This is a genomic window from Streptomyces nodosus (genome assembly GCF_008704995.1).
GTDB classification, from domain to species: Bacteria; Actinomycetota; Actinomycetes; order Streptomycetales; family Streptomycetaceae; genus Streptomyces; species Streptomyces nodosus.
Genome location: NZ_CP023747.1, coordinates 3,607,621 through 3,631,808, shown reverse-complemented (window position 1 = coordinate 3,631,808; position 24,188 = coordinate 3,607,621). Strand labels below are relative to the sequence as shown.

Sequence of the window (24,188 nt, the reverse complement as noted above, 5' to 3'; positions counted from 1 at the left end):
ATCGACCCCATTTGCCTATGCCACCGTGGACTCGGGCGGGCCGCTCAGGTCGCTCAGCCGCTGTTCCATGAAGGCCGCCGCTCTTTCCTCCGCCTCCAGTTCCGCGGCCCGCAGGACGTCGTCCGGCCGGCGGTCGCTGGAGGACTCCGTCATCGCGCGGTCGGTGAAGACCAGGGGGCGTTCCATCTCCGTGATCAGGTGTTTGACCACCTGGACATTGCCGTTGACGTCCCAGACCGCGATGCCGGGACTCAGGGTCGGGATGATCTCCACGGCCCACCTGGGCAGACCGAGCACGAGTCCGGTGGCCCGCGCCTCGTCCGCCTTCTGGGCGTAGATCGTCCTGGTCGACGCCATCTTCAGGATCGCGGCCGCCTCCTTCGCCGCCGCTCCGTCCACCACATCGCTGAGGTGGTGGACGACCGCCACGAAGGACAGGCCGAGCCGGCGGCCGAACTTCAGCAGTCGCTGGAACAGCTGGGCCACAAAGGGGCTGTTGATGATGTGCCAGGCCTCCTCGACCAGGAAGATGCGCTTCTTCCGGTCGGGGCGGATCCAGGTGTGCTCCAGCCACACACCCACGATCGCCATCAGGATCGGCATGGCGATCGAGTTGCGGTCGATATGGGAGAGGTCGAACACGATCAGCGGGGCGTCCAGATCGATGCCGACCGTCGTCGGTCCGTCGAACATGCCCCGCAGATCGCCGTCGACCAGACGGTCCAGGACCAGGGCGACGTCCAGGCCCCAGGCCCGTACGTCGTCCACGGCGACGTTCATCGCCTCCGCGGACTCGGGCTCGGGGTGGCGCAGTTGCTCGACGATGTCGGTGAGCACCGGCTGGCGGTCGACGATCGACTCGTTGACATAGGCGTGGGCGACCTTCAGGGCGAAGCCGGACCGCTCGTCCAGGCCGTGCCCCAGCGCGACCTCGATGATCGTGCGGAGCAGTGCGAGTTGGCCCGTCGTGGTGATCGCCGGGTCGAGCGGGTTGAGCCGGATGCCGTGGTCCAGGGCGGCCATCGGGTCGAGCCGGATGGGGGTGATCCCCAGCTCCTCCGCGATGAGGTTCCATTCGCCGACCCCGTCCTCGCCCTGGGCGTCGAGGACCACGACCTGCCGGTCGCGGAACCGCAGCTGGCGCAGTACATAGGTCTTCTCCAGCGCCGACTTGCCGTTGCCGGACTCGCCGAGGACGAGCCAGTGCGGTGCCGGGAGCTGCTGGCCGTACAGCTGGAAGGGGTCGTAGATATAGCCCTTCCCGGAGTACACCTCCCGGCCGATGATCACACCGGAGTCGCCGAGGCCGGGTGCGGCCGTCGGCAGATAGACGGCCTGCGCCTGGCCCGTGGAGGTGCGGACGGGCAGCCGGGTCGTCTCGACCTTGCCGAAGAGGAAGGACGTGAAGGCCTCGGTCAGGACGGACAGCGGATCCCGCATGAGGCCTTACCTCCGAATGCCGGTGGCGAAGGGGAGAGTGTTGACGAAGGCCCGGTGGTGCTCGCGGTCGCACCACTCCAGCTTCAGATAGGACTTGCCGGCTGAGGCGCGGATGGTGCGTTTGTCGCGGGCGAGGGTCTCGGGGGAGCGGGAGGAGACGGTGATGTAGCCGACCAGGTTGACGCCCGCGGCGCCGCTGGCGAGGTCCTCGCCGCGCTGGTCGAGACGGGAGTGGGCGGCGAGGTCACGGGGGTCGACGGTGCGGTTCATCTTGGCGGCGCGGCTGGCCTCGGCCTCGTCGTTCGTCTTCTCGGTCAGCATGCGCTCGATGGCGACCTCGGTGGGTTCGAGGTCCATGGTGACGGCGACCGTACGGATCACGTCCGGGGTGTGGACCAGCAGCGGCGCGAGGAAGTTCACGCCGACCGGGGTCATCGGCCACTCCTTGACCCAGGCGGTGGCGTGGCACCAGGGCGCCCGCGTGGACGACTCCCGGGTCTTCGCCTGGAGAAAGGTGGGCTCCATGGCGTCGAGCTCGGCGGGCCAGGCGTTGCGCTTGGTCATGGCCTGGATGTGGTCGATGGGGTGGTCGGGGTCGTACATGGAGTGGATCAGGGAGGCGAGGCGTCCCTGACCGAGCGGCTGCCGTACCCGGATGTCGGCTTCCTGGAGCCGTGAGCAGATGTCGGTCAGCTCACGCGCCATGACGACGGCGAGTCCCGCGTCCCGGTCGACCTTCCGGCCGCCGTGCGGTCGGGCGGCGCGCGCCATGGCGTGGGCCTCGGCGGCCAGTTCACGGGTGAAGTGCATGCAGGCGACCAGATAGGCGCGGTGCTGCTCGCTGCTGGTCGACACCATGGACTGGAGCTGGTCGTAGGACTGCTGGAGCCAGCCAGGGGTGCGGTCGTTGCCGCGCTGGGCGACGTCCTTGGCGTGTGCGTCGGGGTCGGCGGGCAGGGTCCGGGCGAGCATCTGGAGGCGGGTGACGAAGCCGTCGCCGTTCGCCACGTGTTTGAGGAGGGTGCCGAAGCGGTCGACGAGGGCCTCCTGGTCCTCGCTGTCGCGCAGTCCGACGCCGGGGCCCTCGATCTCGATGGCGGCCGTGACGGTCCGCCGGTCGGCGTGCAGCAGTACGGCGATCTCGTCGGGCCCGAAGGGGGCGGCGAGCCAGGTGATCCGCCCGATGCCCGGGGGCGGCCCGATCTCGACCTCACGCCCGTCGGTCCCGGTGCCCGCCTCCATGACGCCCGAACGATAGGTGGTGCCCTGCCGCAGGGTCCGCTTGTAACTGCGGTTGATCTCGAACCACTTGTAGAACGTGCGGTTCTTGTACGGGACGTACACGGCGGCCAGGGCGAGCAGCGGGAAGCCCGTCAGCAGGCCGATGCGCAGTACGAGCGGGAGGCTGATGAGCCCGCACACCATGCCGAGGAAGGCGCCCGCGATGATCAGGGCGATCTCGCCGGTCTCGCGGTTGCGGCCGATGACCGCGTTCGGCCGGGCGCGGCCGATCAGATAGGCCCGGCGGGGCGTGACCTGATGGGGCACATGGGACGTGGTCGTCAACGCCCTTCACCTCCCGTGCGATTGCTGCTGTTGTTGCGGGTGTTGCCGGCATGGGGGGTGTCGGCCGGGCTGGACCGCGGCGAGGGCGCGGCGGTGGGTCCGCCGGAGCCGGGGCCGCGGGTGCTGTGTGCGGCCACGCCGCCGGACATGGAGTTGGCGGGGCGGGGCGGCGCGGAGTGACCGCCGGCGTTGCTGTCGGCGCGGGTGCTGTGTGCCTTGATGCCCTGGGCGACGAGGGTCGCGGGGGAACTGATGACGGCGGCGGCCTTGCGTTCGGCGCCCTGCATGATGCGGTTGTTGCGGCCGGCCGCGATGTCGTCGCCGAAGCCGGGCACAAAGCGGTAGATCATGGCGCTGGAGAAGATCGCCAGCAGGATGATGGCGAGTCCGGAGACCACGGCCGCGACCGCGTTGGGCCCGTCGTCGGTGGCCAGGGCCCCGGCGAGGCCGAGCACGATGACGATGACCGGCTTGACCAGGATGACGGCGATCATGAGTCCGGCCCAGCGGCGGACATGGCCCCAGAGGTTCTTGTCCACGAGGCCCGCGTAGACGACGACTCCGAGGAGGGCGCCGACGTACAACAGGACGGCCCTCAGGAAGAGTTCCAGATAGAGGACGCCCGCCGCGAGGATGGACACCAGCGAGATCAGGATCAGCATGATGGGGCCGCCACCGATGCCTGTGCCCTTGTCCAGGGCGCCGGAGAAGGTGCCGAAGAACGTCTCCGTCTGGTCGCCGGTGGCTTTGGCGAGGACATCGCTGACCGCGTCGGTCGCCGAGACGATCGTGTAGAGGATCAGCGGGGTGAAGGCCGAGGCCAGCACGGTGAGCCAGAGGAAGCCGATCGCCTCGGACAGGGCGGTGCTGAACGGGACGCCCCGCACCGCCCGCTTGGCGACGGCGAGCAGCCAGAGCACCAGGGTGAGGATGGCCGAGGCCGCGAAGACTATGGCGTACTGCTGGAGGAACTTCGGGTTGGTGAAGTCGACGTTCGCGGTCTCCTTCACGGCGCCGTTGAGCTTGTCGACGGTCCAGGAGGCGGCCTCGGCGCAGCCCTTGGCGAGTGCGGAGAGGGGGTCGAGGGCGTTGGTGAGGGGGTTGTCGGTGCCGCCGTGGGTGCCGGAGGTGTTGTCCTTTTCGCAGTACTGCCGTGCGGGGCCGAGAATCAGGTCGCAGTTGCCATCCGGCGAAGTCGGCGTCGGGGAGGGCTCCGCGACGGCTCGGGTGGCCAGCAGGACCGCTGCGGTTTGCACTGTCAACAGTACGGCGGTGACCTTGAGTACTCGGCGTCGGCTACCGGGCATAGGTGAAACCTCCGAACTCCTCGACGGCCTTTGAGATCTCGCCGGACGTCGAGATCTTGTTGTCGCCGTTGACCGGCGCTGGGCCCGACTTCTGCGAGAAGGTGTCGACCTTCCAGTCTCCGCCGGACCAGCGGAGTTGGAGCGTCATGGTGAACCAGTCGCTGCTGACCGGGTTGGTCGAGTCCTCGCCCGCCGTGCCGAACACGCCCGTGCACCACACCTCGACCGTCGCGGCGGTGTCCGCGTACTGAGGGGTTTTGGTGCCGATGGGCATCGCCCGCGAGACATAGGTATGGCCCGCGGCCGGGTTGCCGTTCTCGTCCAGGCCGATCTTGTCCAGGAAGTCCTTGTTGTATGCCTTGTTGAGCTTGTCCTCGAGCGCGGACACCTGGTCGGGGACGAACACCTGCTGCACGATCTCGCTGCGCCGCGCAGGCTTGAGGATGTCGGCTGAAACCAACGCCACCGCATAGTTCGCCGCGGCCGACTGTGCCCCCTGTTCGTCATGGGCGAAGCCCGAGGGGATGTCGTTCGTCTTGGACTGGACCGGGCGGGTGCCGCTGGCCGCCGTCGGGGCCGGGGTTCTCTTGCCGTGGGCGCCGTCCGACGGGGAGTCCCCGCCGCCACGGTTGGCGAAGGCGATCGCCGCGATCAGCAGCACGACCACCCCGACGACCGTGACCAGACCTCGTGACGAGGACCGGCTCCGCCGCGCCCCGCCGTACACGTCACCGCCCCGGTCGGGCAGCCGGGTTCGGGTCTGGCCGACCCCGCCGTACTCCCTGTCGCCTCCGCCGGAGGCACCGTCACCGAGACTCACGCCGCCACGCCCCCTCGACTTCGTAGCCGTTCCGCACCCCGCGTCGAAACGCGTAGTAGTACGACGGTAGCCGTGCTGGTTCCCGCGCGGGCGCGGTGTGGTGACTCGACATCAGGGAAACGCAACCTCAGCCGGTGGGCGCGACGGACGGATGGGTCGGAGGAGGAACCGGGCGCGCCCGGCCGGACACTGATGGTGCGCCGGGCAGGCCCGGCGGTCCGGGGTCGGCCCGGACGGCCGGGGTCAGACGGCCATGCCGTACACGATCGTGAAGAGTGTGCCCAGTGAGCCGATGATGAAGACTCCGGTGAGGCCCGCGATGATCAGGCCCTTGCCCTGTTCGGCGCTGAACGTGTCGCGCAGAGCCGTGGCGCCGATGCGCTGTTTGGCCGCGCCCCAGATCGCGATCGCCAGGCAGAGCAGGATGGCGACGGCCATCACCACCTCGACCATCACGCGAGCCTCGTTGCCCAGGCTTCCAAAAGGACCCCAGTCTGGGGCGATACCGCCGATGATCGTGTTGATGTCACCTTTTGCGGCCGCCAGATGCATGTAAGTCACCGCCCCTAGTGGGTAGTTCCGTATCCCCTGCCACGGTCGCAGAGGCCAGGGACATTGTCGCTGACAATGGCGCCTGCGCATGTCGACTTGGCGTCATTGATTGGCGAGTTTCGTAGCTGTCCCTTGCCTTCGGTCCGCCGAGGGCCGTAGCGGGGGGAATGGAGCGGTGCATCGTGGGGCGTATCGTCCTGTGTGTATCACGGCGGGTCATGCCGGGCAATGAGGTCTCGGGGGAGCCCGCGGTGCGGCTCGGTCCGGCTCGGTCCGGCCGAACGGCCATGGGATACATCTCGCACGTATGTTCGGGGTCGCAGTCTGCCGGGGTGTCCGGGCCGGAGCGGGTGGTGCGCCCGAAGGGGCGAAGTAGATCCCGCTCGAAAGCCCGTGCTGACCTGCGGCGATGAAACCTCACAGAGGATTTTCAGAGTACGCACGGGATTTTTCTCACTTTGGTGGGTCACAGTAAGAGGTGATGAACCGCATCACCGGCCCCTCTCGACACCAGCGGCACGCGTTCCTGGGCGCTCTCGTGCTGCTGGTCGCCGCGACTTCTTCCGTGTCGGCCGCCGACGGTGGTCCCGAACCGCTCGGTGTGTCCGCCGAGGCGGACAGCAGCACGGCCGGCGTCAAGGTCGGTGCGCTCTTCGGCACCAGCGGGGCCCTGGAGGGCGGTCACTTCTGTACCGCCTCCGTGGTGCACAGCAAGCGGGGCAACCTGATCGTCACCGCCGCGCACTGTCTGGGCCGGGGCGCCATGTGGTTCGTCCCCGGCTACCGGGACGGCAGGGCGCCGTACGGGGTGTGGAAGGTGAGCAAGACGTTCGTCGGCGGCTCCTGGAGCGGTGCCCAGAACGAGGACGGCGACATCGCCTTCGCCACGCTGGAATCCGTCAAGGGCGCCCAGGCCGAGGACATCGTCGGGGCCAACAAGTTCGTCACGGGGCGGGAGACCGGGGCCACCGCCGTCACCGTCACCGGGTACCCCAGCTCCCAGGACACCCCGCTGGTCTGCGTCAATACGCCGACCGCCGAGAGCGACACACAACAGCGCATCGAGTGCCCCGACTTCACGGGCGGCACCAGCGGCAGTCCCTGGGTGAACGACGACGGTGAGGTCGTGGGCGTCCTCGGCGGCCATGAGCAGGGCGGCTCCACGCCGGACGTCTCCTACAGCACCGTCCTGGGCGACGAGGCCGCGGCCCTCTACCGGACCGCCTCGGGCTCCTAGTACCGGCACAAACGGCCCCGCCCCCGCCTGTTTCGGCGTCGGCCGCTGCCGGGGAAGTGGCCGATCTCGTACGTTTGGGGCCCGGACCAGGACTTCTCGGAGCCCGGTCGCCGTTTTCGTCTCTACACTGATCCTCGGCGGACTCCCGGGCGGCGAGGGGCGGTTGACGGTGCGTAAGGCGTGGATCTGGGTGACCGTCGCCGTCGGTTCCGCACTGAGCTTTGTGATGCTGCTCGTCATCGGCGTGTACCTGGTCGCCGGAAACCTCGCGGGCGGGGTCGGGAGGGGGGCCGTCCAGCTCGCCAGGAACACCGTGCCCGCCGAATACGTCTCGCTCGTGGAGGAGTGGGGCGACCTGTGCGGCGCGATCAACCCCGCGCTGCTCGCCGCCCAGCTCTACCAGGAGAGCGGCTTCGACCCGAACGCCAAGAGCCCCGCGCAGGCCCAGGGGATCGCACAGTTCATCCCCGGCACCTGGGCCACCCACGGCATCGACGCCAACGGCGACGGGGTGGCCGACGTCTGGGACCCGCGCGATGCGATCCCGTCCGCCGCCTCCTACGACTGCAAGCTCGCCTCCTATGTGAAGGACGCGCCCGGGGACCCCACGGAGAACATGCTCGCCGCGTACAACGCGGGGGCGTACGCGGTCATCAGGTACCAGGGCGTGCCGCCCTACCGGGAGACCCAGAACTATGTGAAGACCATCACGACGCTGGAGGAGAGCTTCGCGGCGCCCAGGCAGCGGGTCGCCCCGTCGAAGCAGGCGGCCGGCGCCATCTACTTCGCGCAGAAGAAGCTCGGCACCCCCTATCTCTGGGGTGGCAACGGTACCCCCGAAGACAGCGGGCGTTTCGACTGCTCCGGGCTGACCAAGGCCGCGTACGAGAGCGTGGGCATCACGTTGCCGCGTGTCGCCAACGATCAGTACAATGCGGGACCGCACCCGAAACGCAGCGAACTGCTGCCCGGGGATCTGGTGTTCTTCTCGCACGACCCGAACGATTCTCGCGCCATCCATCACGTCGGCATCTACGTCGGCGGGGGCTACATGATCGACGCGCCCCGGACCGGTGCCGTGATCCGTTTCGACCCCATCGACACCTCCGACTACTTCGGGGCGACGCGTGTCACCGAAGATGGCGCGAAAGCGCTGCCCACGTCGGTGTGAATCGGGGTGTGAGGGACGTGCGAAAGGAAGGCCGGCGGCCGGAACCCTCTGCTGTACGCACCCCCTGATCTGCGATGACGAGTCTCGCTTCGGTAACGTCTGCATGATCGTTCGGTGGAGTGTGGAACGTAGGGAAGAGGGCTGCACGTTCCTTTTGACGTAGCGCCTCGACGCCGGCAGCAAGGCCCGGCGTGGAGCGGGTCTACGACCACGGGGGTGTTGGAGCGGCGCGCACAGGGGCGCGTCCGCGCGACGGAAAGACGACGAAGGGGCCGCGCACGATGGCTGGACTCGCCGAATCCGGGTCGAACCCCGACGTCGATCTGCTCTATGACATCAATGGCCTGGCCAAGGAAGCCCCGCACTGGTTCGACCGCCTCATCGGGTTCGTCGGTGAGTACGGACTGCTGCTCGCCATGGTGCTGCTGGTCCTGTGGTGCTGGTGGGGCGTGCGCCGCAGAGGCGGCGAGGGCGCGGCGTCCTCCGTGGCCGCGCTGATCTGGGCTCCGCTGGCCGCCGCTCTCGCGGTGCTGGTGAATGTGCCGATCCGGGGCTTTGTGGCACGGCCCCGGCCCTTCGTCGACCATCAGGGACTGGACGTCCTGGTCGCCGGCAAGACCGACTACTCCTTTGTCAGCGACCACGCCACGCTCACGATGGCGATGGCGGCGGGACTCTTCGTCGCCCACCGGACGTTCGGCCTCATCGGCCTCGGCCTGGCGCTCCTCGAAGGGTTCTGCCGGGTCTATATGGGCGTGCACTACCCGACGGACGTCGTCGGCGGCTTCGCCCTCGGTACCGCCGTCGCCCTGTTGCTCTCCCCGCTCGCCGCCGCCCTGCTCACCCCGCTCACCAAGGCGATCGAACGGTCGCCGCGCGCCGGATGGCTGATCCACGCACGCGGGGCAGGGGCCGCGAAGTGCGCGGTCCCCGGTGCCCGGACGTCGTCGCCGCCCGAGGCACGGGACCTGGCAGCCTGACCCCCCAGCGCCCTAAAGCGCCTGCGGGAACGTGAAGAAGCCGTTCGGGTCGTACTGCCGCTTCAGCTGTGCGAGGCGGGGAGCGGCGTCGCCGTAGTACGCCTGTCGCCAGTTCGTCAGGGTCGGGTCCGTGTAGTTCTGGTACGCGGCTCCGGAGGCATGGGTGCGCAGGGAGCCGTGCGCGGACGCCAGCCAGGACCGGGCCGTGGTGCCCGAGGTGCCCGCGCGCCAGCTCGCGATGTACTGGGCCAGCATGCGCGAGCGGCGGTGGACGAAGGCCGTCGCCGTCGGCGCGACCCGGTTGACCGCACCGCCGAGCGCGGTGAACGCCACACTGCCCGCGCCGCCCCGGGTCTGCTCGATCTGCTTCAGGATCGCCGCGATGCCGGCCGTGGGGATCGAGCGGTCGAAGAAGTCCGAGTGGGCCGCATAGGTCTCCCGGCCGAGGGCGCCCTGCGGGGAGTGGCCCGGGGTGCTGCCCGGCAGATGGCACTGGGCGTCGGAGGTGAAGGAGGAGCAGCCCGCGTACACCTCCATGGCCGCCTCGTACGAGCGCCTCCGGAGCGAGACGCTGCTCGCCGGGGAGCCGACCCGCGCGGCCAGCCGGTCGACCGCGTTCTGGAGCTCCCCGTAGGTGCCGAGCGAGAAGGCGGCGACGGAGACGGTGGAGGTGCCGGCGTTCTCCAGATGGCAGGAGGACCAGATCTCGTCGGGCTGGTCGGGGCCCCACTCCTGCCAGGCCGCGAGGACGGCGGCGGCCTTCGACCAGGGCCAGGTCAGATAGGCGGACACCGCCTGGGGTGCCGGGTGGGTCTTGAAGCGCAGTTCGGTGACGACGCCGAAGTTGCCGTTGCCCGCGCCGCGCAGGGCCCAGAAGAGGTCCTTGTTCTCGGTGGCGTTCGCCACGAGTTGTTTGCCGTCCGCGGTGATCAGGGTCGCCTGGGTGAGGCTGTCGCAGGTCAGCCCGTACGCCCGGGAGATCACTCCATGGCCGCCGCCGAGGGTGAGGCCCGAGACGCCGACGCTGGGGCAGGAGCCGCCGGGTATGGTCACGCCCTTCGCGGTCAGGGTGCGGTAGATGTCGATCAGCCGGGAACCGGCGCCGACGACCGCCTCGCCGGTGCTCGCGCGGATCGTGTGCAGGTTGCCCACATCGATGATCAGCCTGTTGTCCCCGGAGGACCAACCCGCGTAGGAGTGGCCTCCGTTGCGGATCGCGACCTTGACGCCGTGGGCGCGGGCGTAGGACAGCGCGGTGCGGATGTCGTCCGCGTGCGCCACATAGGCGACCGCCGCGGGCTTCAGGGAGTCGAAGCGGGTGTTGTAGAGCTGGTGGGCGGTGGACCAGGAGCGGTCGCCGGGGCGGACCAGGGTGCCGTCGAGGTCCCGGGCCAGCGCGGTCCAGGAGGCGGCGGTGGCGCCGGTGGCGGTCGCGGGCGGGGTCGTCCGCAGGGCTGTCGCGGTGGCGGACGCGAAGCCGCTCGCGTCCTTTGCCGCGCCGCTCGCACCGTGTGCGCCGCCGCTGCATGCGGCGGTCACCGCCGTCGCGACCGCGGCGGTGGCTCCGCCCATGAAGGTACGTCGTTGCATATGCGCCTCCCTCGGGTTCCGTGGAACGAGACGGGCCCCCAGGTGGGGGTCCGTAGGGAAGTGCCACAGAATCGCTACGACATCAGTAGGTATGTAATGGGGTCATCCGATATAGACCGGCTGTTCCGGTCTCGACGGGAGCGTGTTCCGAAGGGCGGTTCGACCGGACTTTCGGAAAACGTCCTAGCCGGAAGTGTGCACCTCGGCGTCCGTCCTGGCCAGACTCCGAGCTCTGCGCGCCGGGCCCCGCCAGCCGCATGTGCACCGCGCCACACAGAAACGGCCCTGTTCGACCGTTGTCGTGCGGTGTTCTTCCGGACCGGCGGGGGCGTCCTGTTGTTCCACTTCGACAACGTTACCCAGGGCAGGTGGGCCGCCATGCGATGCGCGTGACGGGTGCTCCCACCCGTCGTTAAGCGGAACGACAGGAGGGGCACCGGGACCGGACCGGCGGGGGGTAGGCGGGCGATGGTGGTGCGGCAGCAGGTTCGGGTCGGTGCGGCGGTCGTGGCGTTGGCGGGACTCCTTCTCTGCGGTGCCCTGCTCACCGGATGTGCGAGCCTCGGGATCGCCGCCGAGGACGCCCGTCCGGGTACGGGGGCCGTCGGGGTGCTCGAGCGGTCCGCCGCGGTCCTGGTGCGGCAGGGCAGTTCCCGGGCGCGTACGTCGATGGAGATGGCCACCGGCGGTACCCGGGTCACCATCCGGGGCGAGGGTGTCTACGACTACCGCGACCGGCTCGGGCGCCTGACCGTGACGCTGCCGCAGGACCCCGCGGGCGCCGAGGAGCATCTCCCCATCACCGAACTGCTCGCACCGGGTGCCCTGTTCATGAAGAACCGGGGTGCGGGGGTGCCCGCCGACAAATGGGTGCGGGTCGACACCACCACGCTGAGCGACGGCAATCTGGTCACCGGCGGCGCCACCGACCCGTACACGGCGGTGGAACTGCTCCGCGGGGTCCGGGCGGCGACCTATGTGGGGCGGGCCGAGGTCGAGGGGGCGTCGGTGCGGCACTACCGGGGGGTCGCCGACATCGGGCTCGCGGCCCGGAGGGCGTCCGCCGGCGACCGGGAGCCGCTGCGGGCGGCCGCGAAGGGGTTCGCCACATCCGAGGTGCCGTTCGACGCCTACCTCGACGACCGGGGCCGGGTCCGCAAGGTCCGCCACCGCTTCAGCTTTGTCAACGGCCGCCGGAAGACCGCGGTCGAGGTGACCTCGACGACCCTGCTCTACGGCTTCGGGGTCCCTGCCGAGGTGCGGCTGCCGGCGTCCGGGGACATCTTCACCGGGGAGATCGCGGCGCAGTGACCCGGGCCGGGGAGCGGGTCGCTTCCCGGCGCCGTGCCGCCGAGCATCGATGCCGCTACCGGCCGGAAACGCCCGGGGCCCGGGTCGGGGCGCGGCCGTGAACTGGTGCCGCTGAGGGGCGGGAAATGGTCCGTCCGTGCCATGCGCCGCCCGTCACAAGCTCCCTACCCTAGGAAGCCGGTGACGGCAGGAAGAGGTGATGCACGTGGCTTCGCTCGGCGGTACCGCAGTTCAGGACCACGTCGCCCTCGCCGAGATCGAGCTGTGCGGCGACCTGATCATCGCGGCCTCGTCCGCGCTGGAGGACCGGCTGAGCCTGGAGAGCATCGACGAGGTGCTGAAGGTGGCCGAGGAACGGCACGCCTCTCGCGGGTGAGCGGCGAGGCGAGGGCGGGTGCGCCGCGGTGCGGGTGACCACCCGGCGGCCCGCGCGGCTGTCGGGGCCGCCGGTTTCCGCGGGCCGTTTTCCGGAAGGCTCCGCCGACGTCCGGCCGTGTTCACGCCGTGTCCAGCGGTTTCCGCAGGGTGGGCGGAGTCCCGCAGTGTGGTCGAAAGATTTCGGAGGGTGTCCGGAAGGTCCCGGTCTCGCGAAATGTTAAGAACGTCACGTCCGGGGTGCCGCGCCGGCGGCGGGTCGGGCCGTCACGCCCGGACCCGCCATCGTCGGCTCATGTCCGCAGCAGGCGGCCGATCGCCTTGGAGGCCTCTTCCACCTTCGCGTCGATCTCCGACCCGCCCTTGAGCGCGGCGTCCGCCACGCAGTGGCGCAGATGCTCCTCCAGAAGCTGCAGCGCGAAGGACTGCAGGGCCTTGGTGGAGGCGGACACCTGCGTGAGTATGTCGATGCAGTAGACGTCCTCGTCGACCATCCGCTGCAGCCCGCGGATCTGGCCCTCGATACGGCGCAGCCGCTTGAGGTGCTCGTCCTTCTGGTGGTGGTAGCCGTGGATGCCGCGGTCGTGGTCGGTCACCACGGTCCCGGTGTCCTCGGAGGGCGCCGTCGCGCCGGCCTCGGTGGTCATCGCGTCCTCCTGATCGACGGTGGTCCGGGGTGCGGGTCGGGACCGGTGGCCTCTGGACCCGCCTTCCCTGTGCCCGCGCAGCGGACATATACCCCCGGCGGGTATATGGTAACGAATTTTGCCGGGTATGCGGCGCTTGCCCGCTTACCCGGCCAAGGTCCGGCACCAGGCTCGTACCACGCCTGTGACCTCTCCATACCGCCCCCGTGCCGACCACGGTGCCCGATGGGCGACACTGGGGGACGGCCCCTTAGCCGTGAACGGATGATGCGCCTAGCATCAGCCTGACCGAAACCGAAGCATCCTGAGGACCCCACGTGCGCTTTCGTCTGACCCCCAGGGAGACGAGCTTCTACGACATGTTCGCCGCATCCGCGGACAACATCGTCACGGGCTCGAAACTCCTGATGGAACTGCTCGGGGCGGACGCCTCCGGCCGGACCGAGATCGCAGAGCGTATGCGGGCCGCGGAACACGCCGGTGACGACGCCACGCACGCCATCTTCCACCAGCTGAACTCCTCGTTCATCACGCCCTTCGACCGCGAGGACATCTACTCCCTCGCGTCCTCCCTGGACGACATCATGGACTTCATGGAGGAGGCCGTCGACCTGGTCGTCCTCTACAACGTCGAGAAGCTGCCCAAGGGCGTCGAGCAGCAGATCGAGGTGCTGGCCCGAGCCGCGGACCTCACGGCCGAGGCGATGCCGAATCTGCGCACGATGGAGAACCTCACCGAGTACTGGATCGAGGTGAACCGCCTGGAGAACCAGGCGGACCAGATCCACCGCAAGCTGCTCGCCCATCTGTTCAACGGCAAGTACGACGCGATCGAGGTGCTGAAGCTCAAGCAGATCGTGGATGTGCTGGAGGAGGCCGCGGACGCCTTCGAGCACGTGGCCAACACCGTGGAGACCATCGCGGTCAAGGAGTCCTGAGCGGTCGATGGACACCCTTGCTCTGATCCTGACCGTCCTGGTCGCGCTCTTCTTCGCGTATACGAACGGCTTCCACGACTCGGCCAATGCCATCGCCACCTCGGTCTCCACCCGTGCGCTGACGCCGCGGGCGGCGCTGGCGATGGCGGCGGTGATGAACCTCGCCGGTGCGTTCCTGGGCAGCGGGGTGGCGAAGACGGTCAGCGAGGGACTGATCCAGACGCCCGAGGGCGGCAAAGGGATGGGGATCCTCTTCTCGGCGCTGCTCGGAGCCATCGTCTGGAACCTGATCACGTGGTACTTCGGCCTGCCCTCCTCGTCCTCGCACGCGCTGTTCGGCGGGATGGTGGGCGCCGCGATGGCGGGCGGTACGACGGTGTACTGGTCCGGGGTCCTGGACAAGATCGTCACCCCGATGTTCCTGTCGCCGGTGGTCGGCCTCGTCGTCGGCTATCTGGTGATGACCGCGATCATGTGGATCTTCCGCCGGACCAATCCGCACAAGGCCAAGCGCGGTTTCCGCATAGCGCAGACCGTATCGGCGGCCGGCATGGCGCTCGGCCACGGTCTTCAGGACGCGCAGAAGACGATGGGCGTCGTGGTGATGGCCCTGGTCATCGCGGACGTCGAGGACTACGGGGACCCGATCCCGGTGTGGGTGAAGCTGGTCTCCGCGGCGATGCTCTCACTGGGGACGTACGCCGGCGGCTGGCGCATCATGCGCACGCTGGGCCGCAAGATCATCGAACTGGACCCGCCGCAGGGGTTCGCGGCGGAGACGACCGGCGCGTCGATCATGTTCGCCACGGCGTTCCTCTTCAAGGCCCCGATCTCGACGACGCATGTGATCACCTCGGCGATCATGGGTGTGGGAGCCACGAAGCGGGTGAACGCCGTGCGCTGGGGCGTCGCCAAGAACATCGTGCTGGGCTGGTTCATCACGATGCCGGCGGCCGCGCTCGTGGCGGCCTGCGGCTTCTGGCTGATCAACCTGGCGTTCCTCTGACCTCCGACCTCGGGCGCGGCCCGGGTGCAGAAAGGTTTCTCCTCCGGGTGGCCCCCCTCGTCGACCCGTGACACCCCCTCGGATGCCCCGTGACACCCTTTGGCTGCCCGTGGCATCCCTTCGGCTGCCTGTGGCATCTCGAGCCGGGTCCGGCCCCGGCGCCGCACCCGGCTCGAGATGCGAGGCGGGACGCGGGGGCAAGACTGGAGCTATGAGCACCAAGGCACTTCTTGAGGACGGGCCGGAGGAACTGGCGGGCACGGTGGTGCCGATCGTTCCTCCGGGGCAGGAGCTGAAGATCCCGCACCGTGGTGGCTATGAGCACTACAAGGTCACCACGCGCCATGAGGAGGTCGAACAGGAGAAGGTCACGGTCTACCGGTGGTGGGAGCGGACGGAAACCGCCGAGTAGCCGGTCCGCAGCCCTTCCGGACATGCGGCGGGGCCCGCCCCCGGGAGCCAGGGGCGGGCCCTCTTCCTCCTCGCGGTGGCACCGCCATGCAGCACCGCGAGGGGTCTTGCCGGACCGTCGGCTCGAGCCGGAACGGTCCGGGATCTCAGCCGAAGCGGCCCGAGATGTAGTCCTCCGTCGCCTGGACCGAGGGGTTGGAGAAGATCCGCTCGGTGTCGTCGATCTCGATCAGCTTCCCGGGCTTGCCCACGGCCGCCAGGTTGAAGAACGCGGTGCGGTCCGAGACACGTGCCGCCTGCTGCATGTTGTGCGTCACGATGACGATCGTGAAGCGTTCCTTCAGCTCGCCGATCAGGTCCTCGATGGCGAGGGTGGAGATCGGGTCGAGGGCGGAGCAGGGTTCGTCCATCAGCAGGACCTTGGGCTCGACCGCGATCGCGCGGGCGATGCACAGGCGCTGCTGCTGGCCGCCGGAGAGGCCCGAGCCCGGCTTGTTCAGGCGGTCCTTCACCTCGTTCCAGAGGTTGGCGCCCTTGAGCGACTTCTCGACGACGTCGTTGAGTTCCGACTTCTTGTAGCTGCCGTTCAGGCGCAGACCCGCCACCACGTTGTCGAAGATCGACATCGTGGGGAAGGGGTTGGGGCGCTGGAAGACCATGCCCACCTCGCGGCGGACGGAGACCGGGTCGATCCCGGGGCCGTACAGGTCCTCGTCGTCCAGCAGCACCTTGCCCTCGACACGTCCGCCCGGTGTCACCTCGTGCATACGGTTGAGCGTCCGCAGGAACGTGGACTTGCCGCAGCCGGAGGGGCCGATGAACGCCGTCACCGATCGCGGCTCGACCGTCATCGAGATGTCCTCGATCGCTTTGTGGGAGCCGTAGTAGGCGGTGAGTCCGCTTACGTCGATTCGCTTGGCCATGACTACTTCACTTCCAGTATCAGTCGCTGAGGGCCCCGCCCGCCGGAGCCGGATATCGCCGCCTCGGGCGGTCCGGCCACGCGGCGGGGGCCGCAAGGGTTAGCGCGGGGCCTTCCAGCGGGCGATGCCGCGGGCCACCAGGTTGAGGATCATCACGAAGGCGATCAGCGTCAGCGATGCCGCCCAGGCACGGTCGTACGCGGCGTCACCGCCCGCGCCGTACTGCTGGTAGATGTACAGCGGCAGCGACGCCTGCGCACCCTCGAAGGGGTTGGCGTTGATGAAGCGGTTGCCGAACACCAGCAGCAGCACCGGCGCGGTCTCGCCCGCGATACGGGCGATCGCCAGCATGACGCCGGTGGTGATGCCGCCGAGGGAGGTCGGCAGGACCACCTTCAGGATGGTGCGCCACTTGGGCACGCCGAGCGCCAGGGACGCCTCGCGCAGCTCGTTGGGGACGAGCTTGAGCATCTCCTCCGTGGAGCGGACCACGACCGGCATCATCAGGATGGCCAGGGCGAGCGAACCGGCGAAGCCGAAGGGCTGCATCTCGAAGATCAGCATCAGGCTGAGGATGAACAGACCGGCGACGATCGACGGGATGCCGGTCATCACGTCGACGAAGAAGGTGACCGCCTTGGCGAGCCTGCCGCGTCCGTACTCCACCAGGTAGACCGCGGTGAGCACACCGATCGGCGCGCCGATCAGGGTGGCGAGGCCGACCTGCTCCAGGCTGCCGAGGATGGCGTGATAGATGCCGCCGCCCGGCTGGGAGTCGGCGACCACGCCCATCGAGTGGGTCAGGAAGTAGATGTCGAGGACCTTCACACCGCGCTTCACGGTCACCCAGACCAGGGAGACCAGCGGGATCAACGCGAGCAGGAAGGCCACCCACACCAGGGCGGTCGCGATGCGGTCCTTGGCCTGGCGGCGGCCCTCGACGCGTGCGGCGATGCCATAGGTGGCGAGAACGAAGACGATCGCCGCGATCACACCCCACTGGACGTGGCTGTGCAGTCCGGCGGCGGTGCCGATGCCGATCGCGACGGCGATCGAACCGGCGGCGATGGCCCAGGGGGACCAGGAGGGAAGGCTGGCGCCGCGCAGGGTGCTGGGGCGCTTGTCGGCGACGGCTGCGGTGCTCATGCGTTGGCCCCCGAGTACTCCTTGCGGCGGGCGATGATCATGCGGGCCGCGCCGTTGACCAGCAGGGTGATGACGAACAGGACCAGACCGGAGGCGATCAGCGCGTCACGGCCGAACTCCGACGCCTCGCTGAACTTGCTGGCGATGTTCTGGGCGAAGGTGCCGCCGCCCGCGTTGAGCAGGCTGCCGTGGATGAGGAAGTCCGGGGAGAGCACGGTGGCGACGGCCATCGTCTCGCCGAGCGCACGGCCGAGGCCCAGCATGGAGGCGGAGATCACGCCGGAGCGGCCGAAGGGCAGCACGGCCATGCGGATGACCTCCCAGCGGGTGGCGCCGAGGGCCAGGGCGGCCTCCTCGTGCATCCGCGGGACCTGGCGGAAGACCTCGCGGCTCACATTGGTGATGATCGGCAGGATCATGATCGCGAGCAGGATGCCGACGGTGAGCATCGAGCGCGGGGGGCCGCCTTCCCAGGAGAGGACGCCGGTCCAGCCGAAGTAGTCGTTGAGCCAGCCGAAGAGTCCGTTCAGCTGCGGTACGAGGACCAGGGCGCCCCACAGGCCGTAGACGATGGACGGCACGGCGGCGAGCAGGTCGATCACATAGGCGATGGGACCGGACACCTTGCGCGGGGCGTAGTGCGTGAGGAAGAGCGCGATGGCGACCGCGATCGGGACCGCGATGACCATGGCGACCACCGAGGAGACCACCGTGCCGAAGGCCAGCACGGCGATGCCGAACACGGGCGGCTGCGTGCCGGTGTTCCACTCGAGGGTGGTCAGGAAGTTGCCGTGGTCCTTGCTGATGGCCAGGGACGCACGGTACGCGAGGAAGGCCGCGATCGCGGCCATGAGTACCAGCAGCAGGATGCCCGAGCCGCGGGAGAGACCGAGGAAGATCCGGTCTCCGAGACGGCTGGTGCTGCGGCGCGCGTGGTTCTGCCCGGCGGCGGAGGGCCGGGGGGTGGGGGGAGGCGCTTCTGTGTTCTCTGTCGTTATGTCCATCGGGATCTCCGGTCTGCGGAGCCACACGCGGTGTGCGGCTCCAGGCGGCGGTGCACCGGACGGGTGCGGTCCGGCCCCGTGTGGGGGCCGGACCGCACTTCATGTCAGCTCAGGCCCTCGATGGTGGTGCGGACCTTGGAGATGATGCTGTCGGGGATCGGGGCGTAGTCGTTGTCGGCCAGGACGCCCTGGCCCTCGGTGCTCGCGATGTAGCGCAGGAACGCCTTGGTGGCGGGCAGGGTGTCCGCCTTGTTGCCCTTGTCGCAGGCGATCTCGTAGGTGACCAGGACCATCGGGTAGGCACCGTCGGCCTTGGTGGCGTAGTTCAGCTCGAGCGAGAGGTCCTTGCCGGTGCCGACGACCTTGGCGTCCGCGATGGCCTTGGTGGCGTTCTCGACGCTGGCCTCGACCGGGGCGGAGGCGCCGGTGTCGATGGCGACCGAGGTCATGTCCTTGGCGTACGACAGCTCGAAGTAGCCGATGGCGCCCTCGGTCTGCTTGACCTGAGAGGCCACACCCGAGGACTGCGGAGCGGACTGACCGCCCTTGGCCTCCCACGCCTTGCCGCCGGCGTACTTGCCCCAGACGGACGGGGCCTGGGCCTTGAGGTACTTGGTGAAGTTGTCCGTGGTGCCGGACTCGTCCGAGCGGTGGAACGCCTGGATCTTGGTGGACGGAAGCTTGGCGTCCGGGTTCAGCTTCTGGATCGCCTTGTCGTTCCAGACCTTGATGTCGCTGTTGAAGATCTTGGCCAGCGTCTCGGCGTCCAGCACCAGGTGGTCCACGCCCGGCAGGTTGTAACCGACGGCGATCGGGCCGCCGACCATCGGCAGGTCGATGCCCTGGCCGTCGGTGCAGACCTTCTTGGAGGCGTCGACCTCTTCGGGCTTCAGCGCGGAGTCCGAACCGGCGAAGGCGACCTGACCCTGGGTGAACGCGGTCACGCCGGCGCCGGAGCCGCCGCCCTTGTAGTTGATCTGCACGCCGGGGCAGGCCTGGGAGAACTGCGCCACCCAGGCGTCGATGGCGTTCTTCTGCGCGGAGGAGCCGTCGGCGAGCAGCTGGCCCTTGGCGTCGTCACACTTGATCGAACTGGCGTTCGCGGACGCGGAGGAGGAGGCGCTCTTGTCGCCGCTGCCCTTGCTCGTGTCGTCGGAGCCGCACGCCGTGAGGGCCAGGGCGCCGGAGACGGCGAGAGCACCGAGGGTGAGGGCCCGCCGGTTCATGCGCTGAAGCTTCACTTTCGAGGAGTTCCTTCCAGGAGCCGCCGGCCTGATTCGGCGGCGTGCGAAGTGTGGGGTGAAGGGGGCGCGTCCGTCAGGCCGTGTCCCCATCCGGTAAGGCCGAAATTAGGCAGATCAGATGAAGCCGCCTGTGGCCGTAAATGAACGGAGGGTGAACCCCTGTGGACGGTGCGGTTAGGTCACGGAACGCTTACATCGAGGACACGGGGTGATTCCGGCTGGTGACCCTGCGGCATGTGACTCCACGCAGCCGATCGTGCCCGTATCGTGCCCGCTCATTCCCTACTGTGTCAGGAAATATGCCCCGTGATGTCCCTCTCGTCGTCACGGAGAGGTGAGAAGAGGGTGACCCGCTACCTCGGGTCCAGCGCGTCCAGGAGGGCGTCCACCAGGTCCCGGTCCCGCGGCTGGGTCAGCCGGTGGCGGGCGTCCGCGGGCGGGAGCCAGAGGAGGCGGTCGACCTCGCTGTTCGGGAGGAAGGAGCCGCCGGTCGCCTCCGCCGCCCAGTAGTCGACCTGCTTGGGCCGGCCGCCCGCCTCATAGCGGACCGTGGGCAGGCGCACCCCGGGAACGGCGCGGCAGCCCGTCTCCTCCTCGACCTCCCGCAGCGCCCCCGCCAGCGGATCCTCACCGCGCTTGAGCTTGCCCTTCGGATGGGACCAGTCGTCGTACTTCGGCCGGTGGACCAGGCAGATCTCCAGTGCGCCGTCGACTGGGGAGCGGCGCCACAGGACACAGCCCGCGGCGTGGACGGTGTCGTCGCTCATGGGGCCGCTCCTGCTCCTCTCCGGTGTCCGTGACGTGCCTCGGTGCTGCTGCGCTCTGCGGGGGCACCCGGCCTACGGCGCTACGGGCCTAGAGGGTCCCCACGGTCTGCTTCTGCCACGCCTGCTGGAAGGCGAACCGAGCCGCCTCCACCTCATGACGCTGATCGGCGTGCAGCACGCCGAGGGCGTACGCCGTCGCCGGGGCGATGCGCGGGGTGCGCGCCGCCGAGGCCGCGGCGGCGGCGGCCTCCGAGGCGTCCCGGTGCCGGTTCAGGGCCTGGCCCGCCGCCGAGAGCCGGGCGTCGACGGCCGCGTCCTCGCCGTAGAGCACCTCCTGGGCGTAGCGGTGCAGCCGCAGCAGCAGCCTGACCTGGTGCCAGGGGCCGTCCTGGGGGTGCGGGGCGGGGTCCGGGGACAGGCCGTGCACCAGGGCCTCGGCGTTGTACGGATGGCCCGCGGTGAGCAGTGGCAGCGCGGCCACCGCGTCGCTCAGCCGCTCGCCGGCCGCGTCGGCCGCCGGGCGCAGGTCGGCACCGGTGGCGGCGGGGGCGAGCGGGACCTCGCTGGCGAGGACGGCGACACTGTCCGCCACCGCGTGGAAGCGGCTCGATCCGAGGGCCCCCAGGGCCGCCGAGTGGGCACGCGTCCGGGCCAGGGTCAGCTGGCGCTCCAGCAGGGCGCCCGCCTTCGCCGCGCCGACGGTCAGACTGCCCCGGTCCGCGACGGCCTGCTGGGCGCGCGGACCGCCGGCGGGTCTGGCCGCGCCCGCCGGCTGCGGGGGAAGTGCCGAGGAACCCGACAGCCGGTGCAGCGCCGCCAGCAGCCGTTCGAGCCGGGCCGCGCAGGCGTGCTCACGGGCGAGTGTGCCCGAGAGCCAGGCGAGCTCGGGGCGCATCCGCTCGGACCACTCGGCGTCCAGGAGGGGACGGAAGGTGTGCAGGGTGCCGCTGATACGGCGGGCCGAGCGGCGCAGGGCCAGCGCCGCTTCCCCGGGATCCTCCGCCCCGCCGGCCGCGCCACCGCTCTCGCGGTGCGCTCGCAGCGACCGGAGGAACTCCGTGGCCTGGGCCCGCAGATAGTCCGCGAGGGCGTCCCCGGTCGGGGTGCCCGCCTGCTCCTCGGGACCCCGCCGCGCCGAAAGCGGTGCGGAGACCGGGAACTGGGGGGAGGGCCCGGCCGGGGGGCCGGTCGGGGGATCAAGGTGTCGTTGTGCCACGCCGGCGCCTCCGGGCGTCTATGAGCATCTCCTGGATGTTCCGCAGGGGCTGGCCGTCCGCGTCGGTGGCGTGCCGGGTCCACTCGCCGTCCGGGCCCAGGTGCCAGGAGTCCGTGGTGTCGGACATGCCGGTCTCCAGCAGCCGGTTGAGGGCCGCCCGGTGAGCCGGGTCGGTGACCCTGACCAGCGCTTCGATGCGGCGGTCCAGATTGCGGTGCATCATGTCGGCGCTGCCGATCCACACCTCGGGCTCGCCGCCGTTGCCGAAGACGAAGACCCGGGAGTGTTCCAGGAAGCGGCCGAGGACGGACCGTACACGTATGTTCTCCGACAGCCCCGGGACGCCCGGGCGCAGCGCGCAGATGCCGCGCACCCATACGTCGACCGGGACGCCGGCATCCGAGGCCCGGTAGAGGGCGTCGACGATCGCCTCGTCCACCATCGAGTTGACCTTGATGCGGACGTACGCCGGCCGGCCGGCCCGGTGGTGCTGGATCTCCTTGTCGATCCGTGAGATCAGACCGTCGCGCAGGGACTTGGGGGCGACCAGCAGCCGGCGGTAGGTCTCCCGGCGGGAGTAGCCCGACAGCCGGTTGAAGAGGTCGGACAGGTCCGCGCCGACCTGCTGATCGGTGGTCAGCAGCCCCAGATCCTCGTAGAGGCGTGCGGTCTTGGGGTGGTAGTTGCCCGTGCCGACATGGCTGTAGCGGCGGAGCGTCTCGCCCTCCTGCCGTACGACGAGGGACAGCTTGCAGTGCGTCTTCAGCCCGACGAGCCCGTAGACCACATGGCAGCCCGCCTCCTCCAGCTTGCGGGCCCAGGTGATGTTGGCCTGCTCGTCGAAGCGGGCCTTGATCTCGACCAGCACCAGGACCTGCTTGCCGGACTCGGCCGCGTCGATGAGCGCGTCGACGATCGGCGAGGTCTCCGAGGTGCGGTACAGCGTCTGCTTGATGGCGAGCACGTCCGGGTCGGCGGCCGCCTGCTCCAGGAACGCCTGGACGGAGGTGGAGAAGCTGTCGTACGGATGGTGCAGCAGGACGTCCCGCTCACGCAGCGCCGCGAAGATGTCGGGCGCGGACGCCGACTCGACCTCGGCGAGGTCGCGGTGGGTGCCCGCGATGAACTTCGGGTACTTCAGCTCGGGACGGTCGAGGTTGGCGATGCCGAAGAGGCCCGTGAGGTCCAGGGGGCCGGGCAGCGGGTAGACCTCGGCCTCGGAGATCTTCAGCTCGCGGACCAGCAGATCGAGGACATAGCGGTCGATGGACTCCTCGACCTCCAGGCGCACCGGCGGCCCGAAGCGGCGCCGCATCAGCTCCTTCTCCAGCGCCTGGAGCAGGTTCTCGGCGTCGTCCTCCTCGACCTCGAGGTCCTCGTTGCGGGTGATCCGGAAGGTGTGGTGCTCCAGCACCTCCATGCCCGGGAACAGCTCCTCCAGATGCGCGGCGATCACGTCCTCGATGGGGACGTAGCGCTGGGCGGATGCCTCCAGGAAGCGGGGGAGCAGCGGCGGGACCTTGACGCGCGCGAAGTGGCGGTGGCCGGAGACCGGATTGCGCACGACGACCGCGAGGTTGAGCGAGAGCCCCGAGATATAGGGGAAGGGGTGCGCGGGGTCGACGGCCAGTGGGGTGAGGACCGGGAAGATCTGGTGGCGGAAGAGCGTGAACAGGCGCGCCTGCTCCTTGTCGGTCAGCTCGTTCCAGCGGACCAGATGGATGCCCTCCTCCGCGAGCGCGGGGGCGACGTCCTCCTGGAAGCAGGCCGCGTGCCGGGCCATCAGCTCCCGGGAACGGGCCCAGATCATCTCCAGCACCTCGCGGGGCTGGAGGCCGGAGGCCGAGCGGGTGGCCACACCGGTGGCGATACGGCGCTTCAGGCCCGCCACCCGGACCATGAAGAACTCGTCCAGGTTGCTGGCGAAGATCGCCAGGAACTTCGCCCGTTCGAGCAGGGGCGTGTTCGGGTCCTCGGCCAGTTCGAGCACGCGCTCGTTGAACTGGAGCCAGCTGCGTTCCCGGTCGAGGAAGCGGCCCGGGGGCAGCTGGGCGCCCTCGGCCTCCTCGTACACGTCGAGATCGGCGTCGATGTCCGGTTCCAGATCGGAGACCGCCCCGGGCACGATGTTCGGGCGGTGCGCGGTGATGGACCCCACGGAGGGCCGCTGGTTCTGCATGGTCGCGCGACCCGAGGGCTCTCCGCCGGGAGGGGTGGGGGCAGGGTGCGCCGGTGCCTGGGCGTTCTGCTGGCTCATAAACCCATTGTTCCGCGCCGACCGGGTGACGGGCGCGTCGGAGGGAGCGGGAAGCGCGGCGGGGGGATGCCCGGGTTCCGCACCGGACCCGGTCTCCGGGGGCCCGGGGAGCGCGCCGGGTCTGTTCTCCGGGGGCGGCGGGGGCTCTGGGGCGGCGGGATGCATTGGCCGAGCGTCGCAAGCCCGTCTGAATCAATGGTTACGGCGACATGACGTACGGGAAAGCGGGGACGGGCTCGCCGACGTCCGGTGCGGTGCCGTGGGGCGCGGCGCGGCGCCG

22 protein-coding genes are annotated in these 24,188 nt (G+C 69.7%); 8 read left to right on the top strand and 14 right to left on the bottom strand.

Annotated features, from left to right (window positions below; translation table 11 throughout):
- Nucleotides 1–15: 15 nt before the first annotated feature.
- From CP978_RS16415 to CP978_RS16395, 5 genes are all read right to left on the bottom strand, one after another.
- Nucleotides 16–1,440, bottom strand: a complete 1,425-nt coding sequence (locus tag CP978_RS16415) for an ATP-binding protein (protein WP_043441666.1) — start codon at nucleotides 1,438–1,440, stop codon at nucleotides 16–18.
- A gap of 6 nt (nucleotides 1,441–1,446) precedes the next feature.
- Nucleotides 1,447–3,006, bottom strand: coding sequence for an SCO6880 family protein (locus CP978_RS16410; protein WP_043441663.1), 1,560 nt, complete (start codon nucleotides 3,004–3,006; stop codon nucleotides 1,447–1,449).
- A complete protein-coding gene (locus CP978_RS16405; protein WP_043441660.1) occupies nucleotides 3,003–4,313 on the bottom strand; it encodes a membrane protein in 1,311 nt (436 codons plus the stop codon). Before CP978_RS16405 ends, CP978_RS16410 begins: the two co-directional genes overlap by 4 nt.
- On the bottom strand, nucleotides 4,303–5,133 hold the full coding sequence (locus tag CP978_RS16400) for a DUF8175 domain-containg protein (RefSeq protein ID WP_043441657.1): 831 nt from the start codon (nucleotides 5,131–5,133) through the stop codon (nucleotides 4,303–4,305). Before CP978_RS16400 ends, CP978_RS16405 begins: the two co-directional genes overlap by 11 nt.
- 243 nt (nucleotides 5,134–5,376) lie before the next feature.
- On the bottom strand, nucleotides 5,377–5,685 hold the full coding sequence (locus CP978_RS16395) for a hypothetical protein (RefSeq protein WP_043441655.1): 309 nt from the start codon (nucleotides 5,683–5,685) through the stop codon (nucleotides 5,377–5,379).
- A gap of 481 nt (nucleotides 5,686–6,166) precedes the next feature.
- Here CP978_RS16395 and CP978_RS16390 point away from each other — a divergent pair, with 481 nt between their 5' ends.
- From CP978_RS16390 to CP978_RS16380, 3 genes are all read left to right on the top strand, one after another.
- The gene (locus CP978_RS16390; protein ID WP_043441652.1) at nucleotides 6,167–6,922 is read left to right on the top strand and encodes a trypsin-like serine peptidase; all 756 of its coding nucleotides are present in this window, start codon (nucleotides 6,167–6,169) and stop codon (nucleotides 6,920–6,922) included.
- Nucleotides 6,923–7,085: 163 nt separating this feature from the next.
- Nucleotides 7,086–8,093 (top strand): C40 family peptidase, encoded by a 1,008-nt coding sequence (locus CP978_RS16385; RefSeq protein WP_043441649.1) that lies wholly within the window; start codon nucleotides 7,086–7,088, stop codon nucleotides 8,091–8,093.
- Nucleotides 8,094–8,374: 281 nt separating this feature from the next.
- The gene (locus tag CP978_RS16380; RefSeq protein WP_043441647.1) at nucleotides 8,375–9,073 is read left to right on the top strand and encodes a phosphatase PAP2 family protein; all 699 of its coding nucleotides are present in this window, start codon (nucleotides 8,375–8,377) and stop codon (nucleotides 9,071–9,073) included.
- A 12-nt stretch (nucleotides 9,074–9,085) separates the two neighbouring features.
- Here the strand turns inward: CP978_RS16380 and CP978_RS16375 are convergent, their stop codons facing one another.
- Entirely contained in the window at nucleotides 9,086–10,663 is a 1,578-nt protein-coding gene (locus CP978_RS16375; RefSeq protein ID WP_043441644.1) for an FAD-binding oxidoreductase, read from the bottom strand.
- A gap of 468 nt (nucleotides 10,664–11,131) precedes the next feature.
- On the opposite strand from CP978_RS16375, the gene CP978_RS16370 reads away from it, so the two are divergent.
- Both CP978_RS16370 and CP978_RS34900 read left to right on the top strand, forming a co-directional pair.
- Nucleotides 11,132–11,974: an SCO4651 family lipoprotein gene (locus CP978_RS16370; RefSeq protein ID WP_043441642.1), complete on the top strand. Its 843-nt coding sequence runs from the start codon at nucleotides 11,132–11,134 to the stop codon at nucleotides 11,972–11,974.
- A 199-nt stretch (nucleotides 11,975–12,173) separates the two neighbouring features.
- Entirely contained in the window at nucleotides 12,174–12,350 is a 177-nt protein-coding gene (locus CP978_RS34900) for a hypothetical protein (protein ID WP_167748011.1), read from the top strand.
- A 292-nt stretch (nucleotides 12,351–12,642) separates the two neighbouring features.
- On the opposite strand, the gene CP978_RS16365 is transcribed toward CP978_RS34900, so the two are convergent.
- Nucleotides 12,643–12,996 (bottom strand): metal-sensitive transcriptional regulator, encoded by a 354-nt coding sequence (locus CP978_RS16365; protein ID WP_043441640.1) that lies wholly within the window; start codon nucleotides 12,994–12,996, stop codon nucleotides 12,643–12,645.
- Nucleotides 12,997–13,313: 317 nt separating this feature from the next.
- On the opposite strand from CP978_RS16365, the gene CP978_RS16360 reads away from it, so the two are divergent.
- The 3 genes from CP978_RS16360 to CP978_RS16350 all read left to right on the top strand — a co-directional run bounded on the left by CP978_RS16360 (nucleotide 13,314) and on the right by CP978_RS16350 (nucleotide 15,352).
- The gene (locus tag CP978_RS16360; protein WP_043441637.1) at nucleotides 13,314–13,934 is read left to right on the top strand and encodes a DUF47 domain-containing protein; all 621 of its coding nucleotides are present in this window, start codon (nucleotides 13,314–13,316) and stop codon (nucleotides 13,932–13,934) included.
- A 7-nt stretch (nucleotides 13,935–13,941) separates the two neighbouring features.
- The gene (locus tag CP978_RS16355; protein ID WP_043441634.1) at nucleotides 13,942–14,940 is read left to right on the top strand and encodes an inorganic phosphate transporter; all 999 of its coding nucleotides are present in this window, start codon (nucleotides 13,942–13,944) and stop codon (nucleotides 14,938–14,940) included.
- Nucleotides 14,941–15,151: 211 nt separating this feature from the next.
- Nucleotides 15,152–15,352 (top strand): DUF5988 family protein, encoded by a 201-nt coding sequence (locus CP978_RS16350; protein ID WP_043441631.1) that lies wholly within the window; start codon nucleotides 15,152–15,154, stop codon nucleotides 15,350–15,352.
- Between the two features lie 145 nt (nucleotides 15,353–15,497).
- Here CP978_RS16350 and pstB read toward each other — a convergent pair whose 3' ends face one another.
- From pstB to CP978_RS16315, 7 genes are all read right to left on the bottom strand, one after another.
- Entirely contained in the window at nucleotides 15,498–16,274 is a 777-nt protein-coding gene (pstB, locus tag CP978_RS16345) for a phosphate ABC transporter ATP-binding protein PstB (protein WP_043441629.1), read from the bottom strand.
- Nucleotides 16,275–16,373: 99 nt separating this feature from the next.
- Complete coding sequence (pstA, locus tag CP978_RS16340; RefSeq protein WP_043441626.1) at nucleotides 16,374–17,420, bottom strand: phosphate ABC transporter permease PstA; 1,047 nt, start codon at nucleotides 17,418–17,420, stop codon at nucleotides 16,374–16,376.
- The gene (pstC, locus tag CP978_RS16335) at nucleotides 17,417–18,424 is read right to left on the bottom strand and encodes a phosphate ABC transporter permease subunit PstC (RefSeq protein ID WP_043441624.1); all 1,008 of its coding nucleotides are present in this window, start codon (nucleotides 18,422–18,424) and stop codon (nucleotides 17,417–17,419) included. Before pstC ends, pstA begins: the two co-directional genes overlap by 4 nt.
- Before the next feature lie 104 nt (nucleotides 18,425–18,528).
- Nucleotides 18,529–19,665, bottom strand: coding sequence for a phosphate ABC transporter substrate-binding protein PstS (pstS, locus tag CP978_RS16330; protein WP_043441622.1), 1,137 nt, complete (start codon nucleotides 19,663–19,665; stop codon nucleotides 18,529–18,531).
- 356 nt (nucleotides 19,666–20,021) lie between these two features.
- Nucleotides 20,022–20,435, bottom strand: a complete 414-nt coding sequence (locus CP978_RS16325) for an NUDIX hydrolase (RefSeq protein ID WP_043441620.1) — start codon at nucleotides 20,433–20,435, stop codon at nucleotides 20,022–20,024.
- An 88-nt stretch (nucleotides 20,436–20,523) separates the two neighbouring features.
- Entirely contained in the window at nucleotides 20,524–21,651 is a 1,128-nt protein-coding gene (locus CP978_RS16320) for a CHAD domain-containing protein (RefSeq protein ID WP_150478234.1), read from the bottom strand.
- A complete protein-coding gene (locus CP978_RS16315; protein WP_052454145.1) occupies nucleotides 21,632–23,908 on the bottom strand; it encodes an RNA degradosome polyphosphate kinase in 2,277 nt (758 codons plus the stop codon). Before CP978_RS16315 ends, CP978_RS16320 begins: the two co-directional genes overlap by 20 nt.
- Nucleotides 23,909–24,188 lie beyond the last annotated feature (280 nt).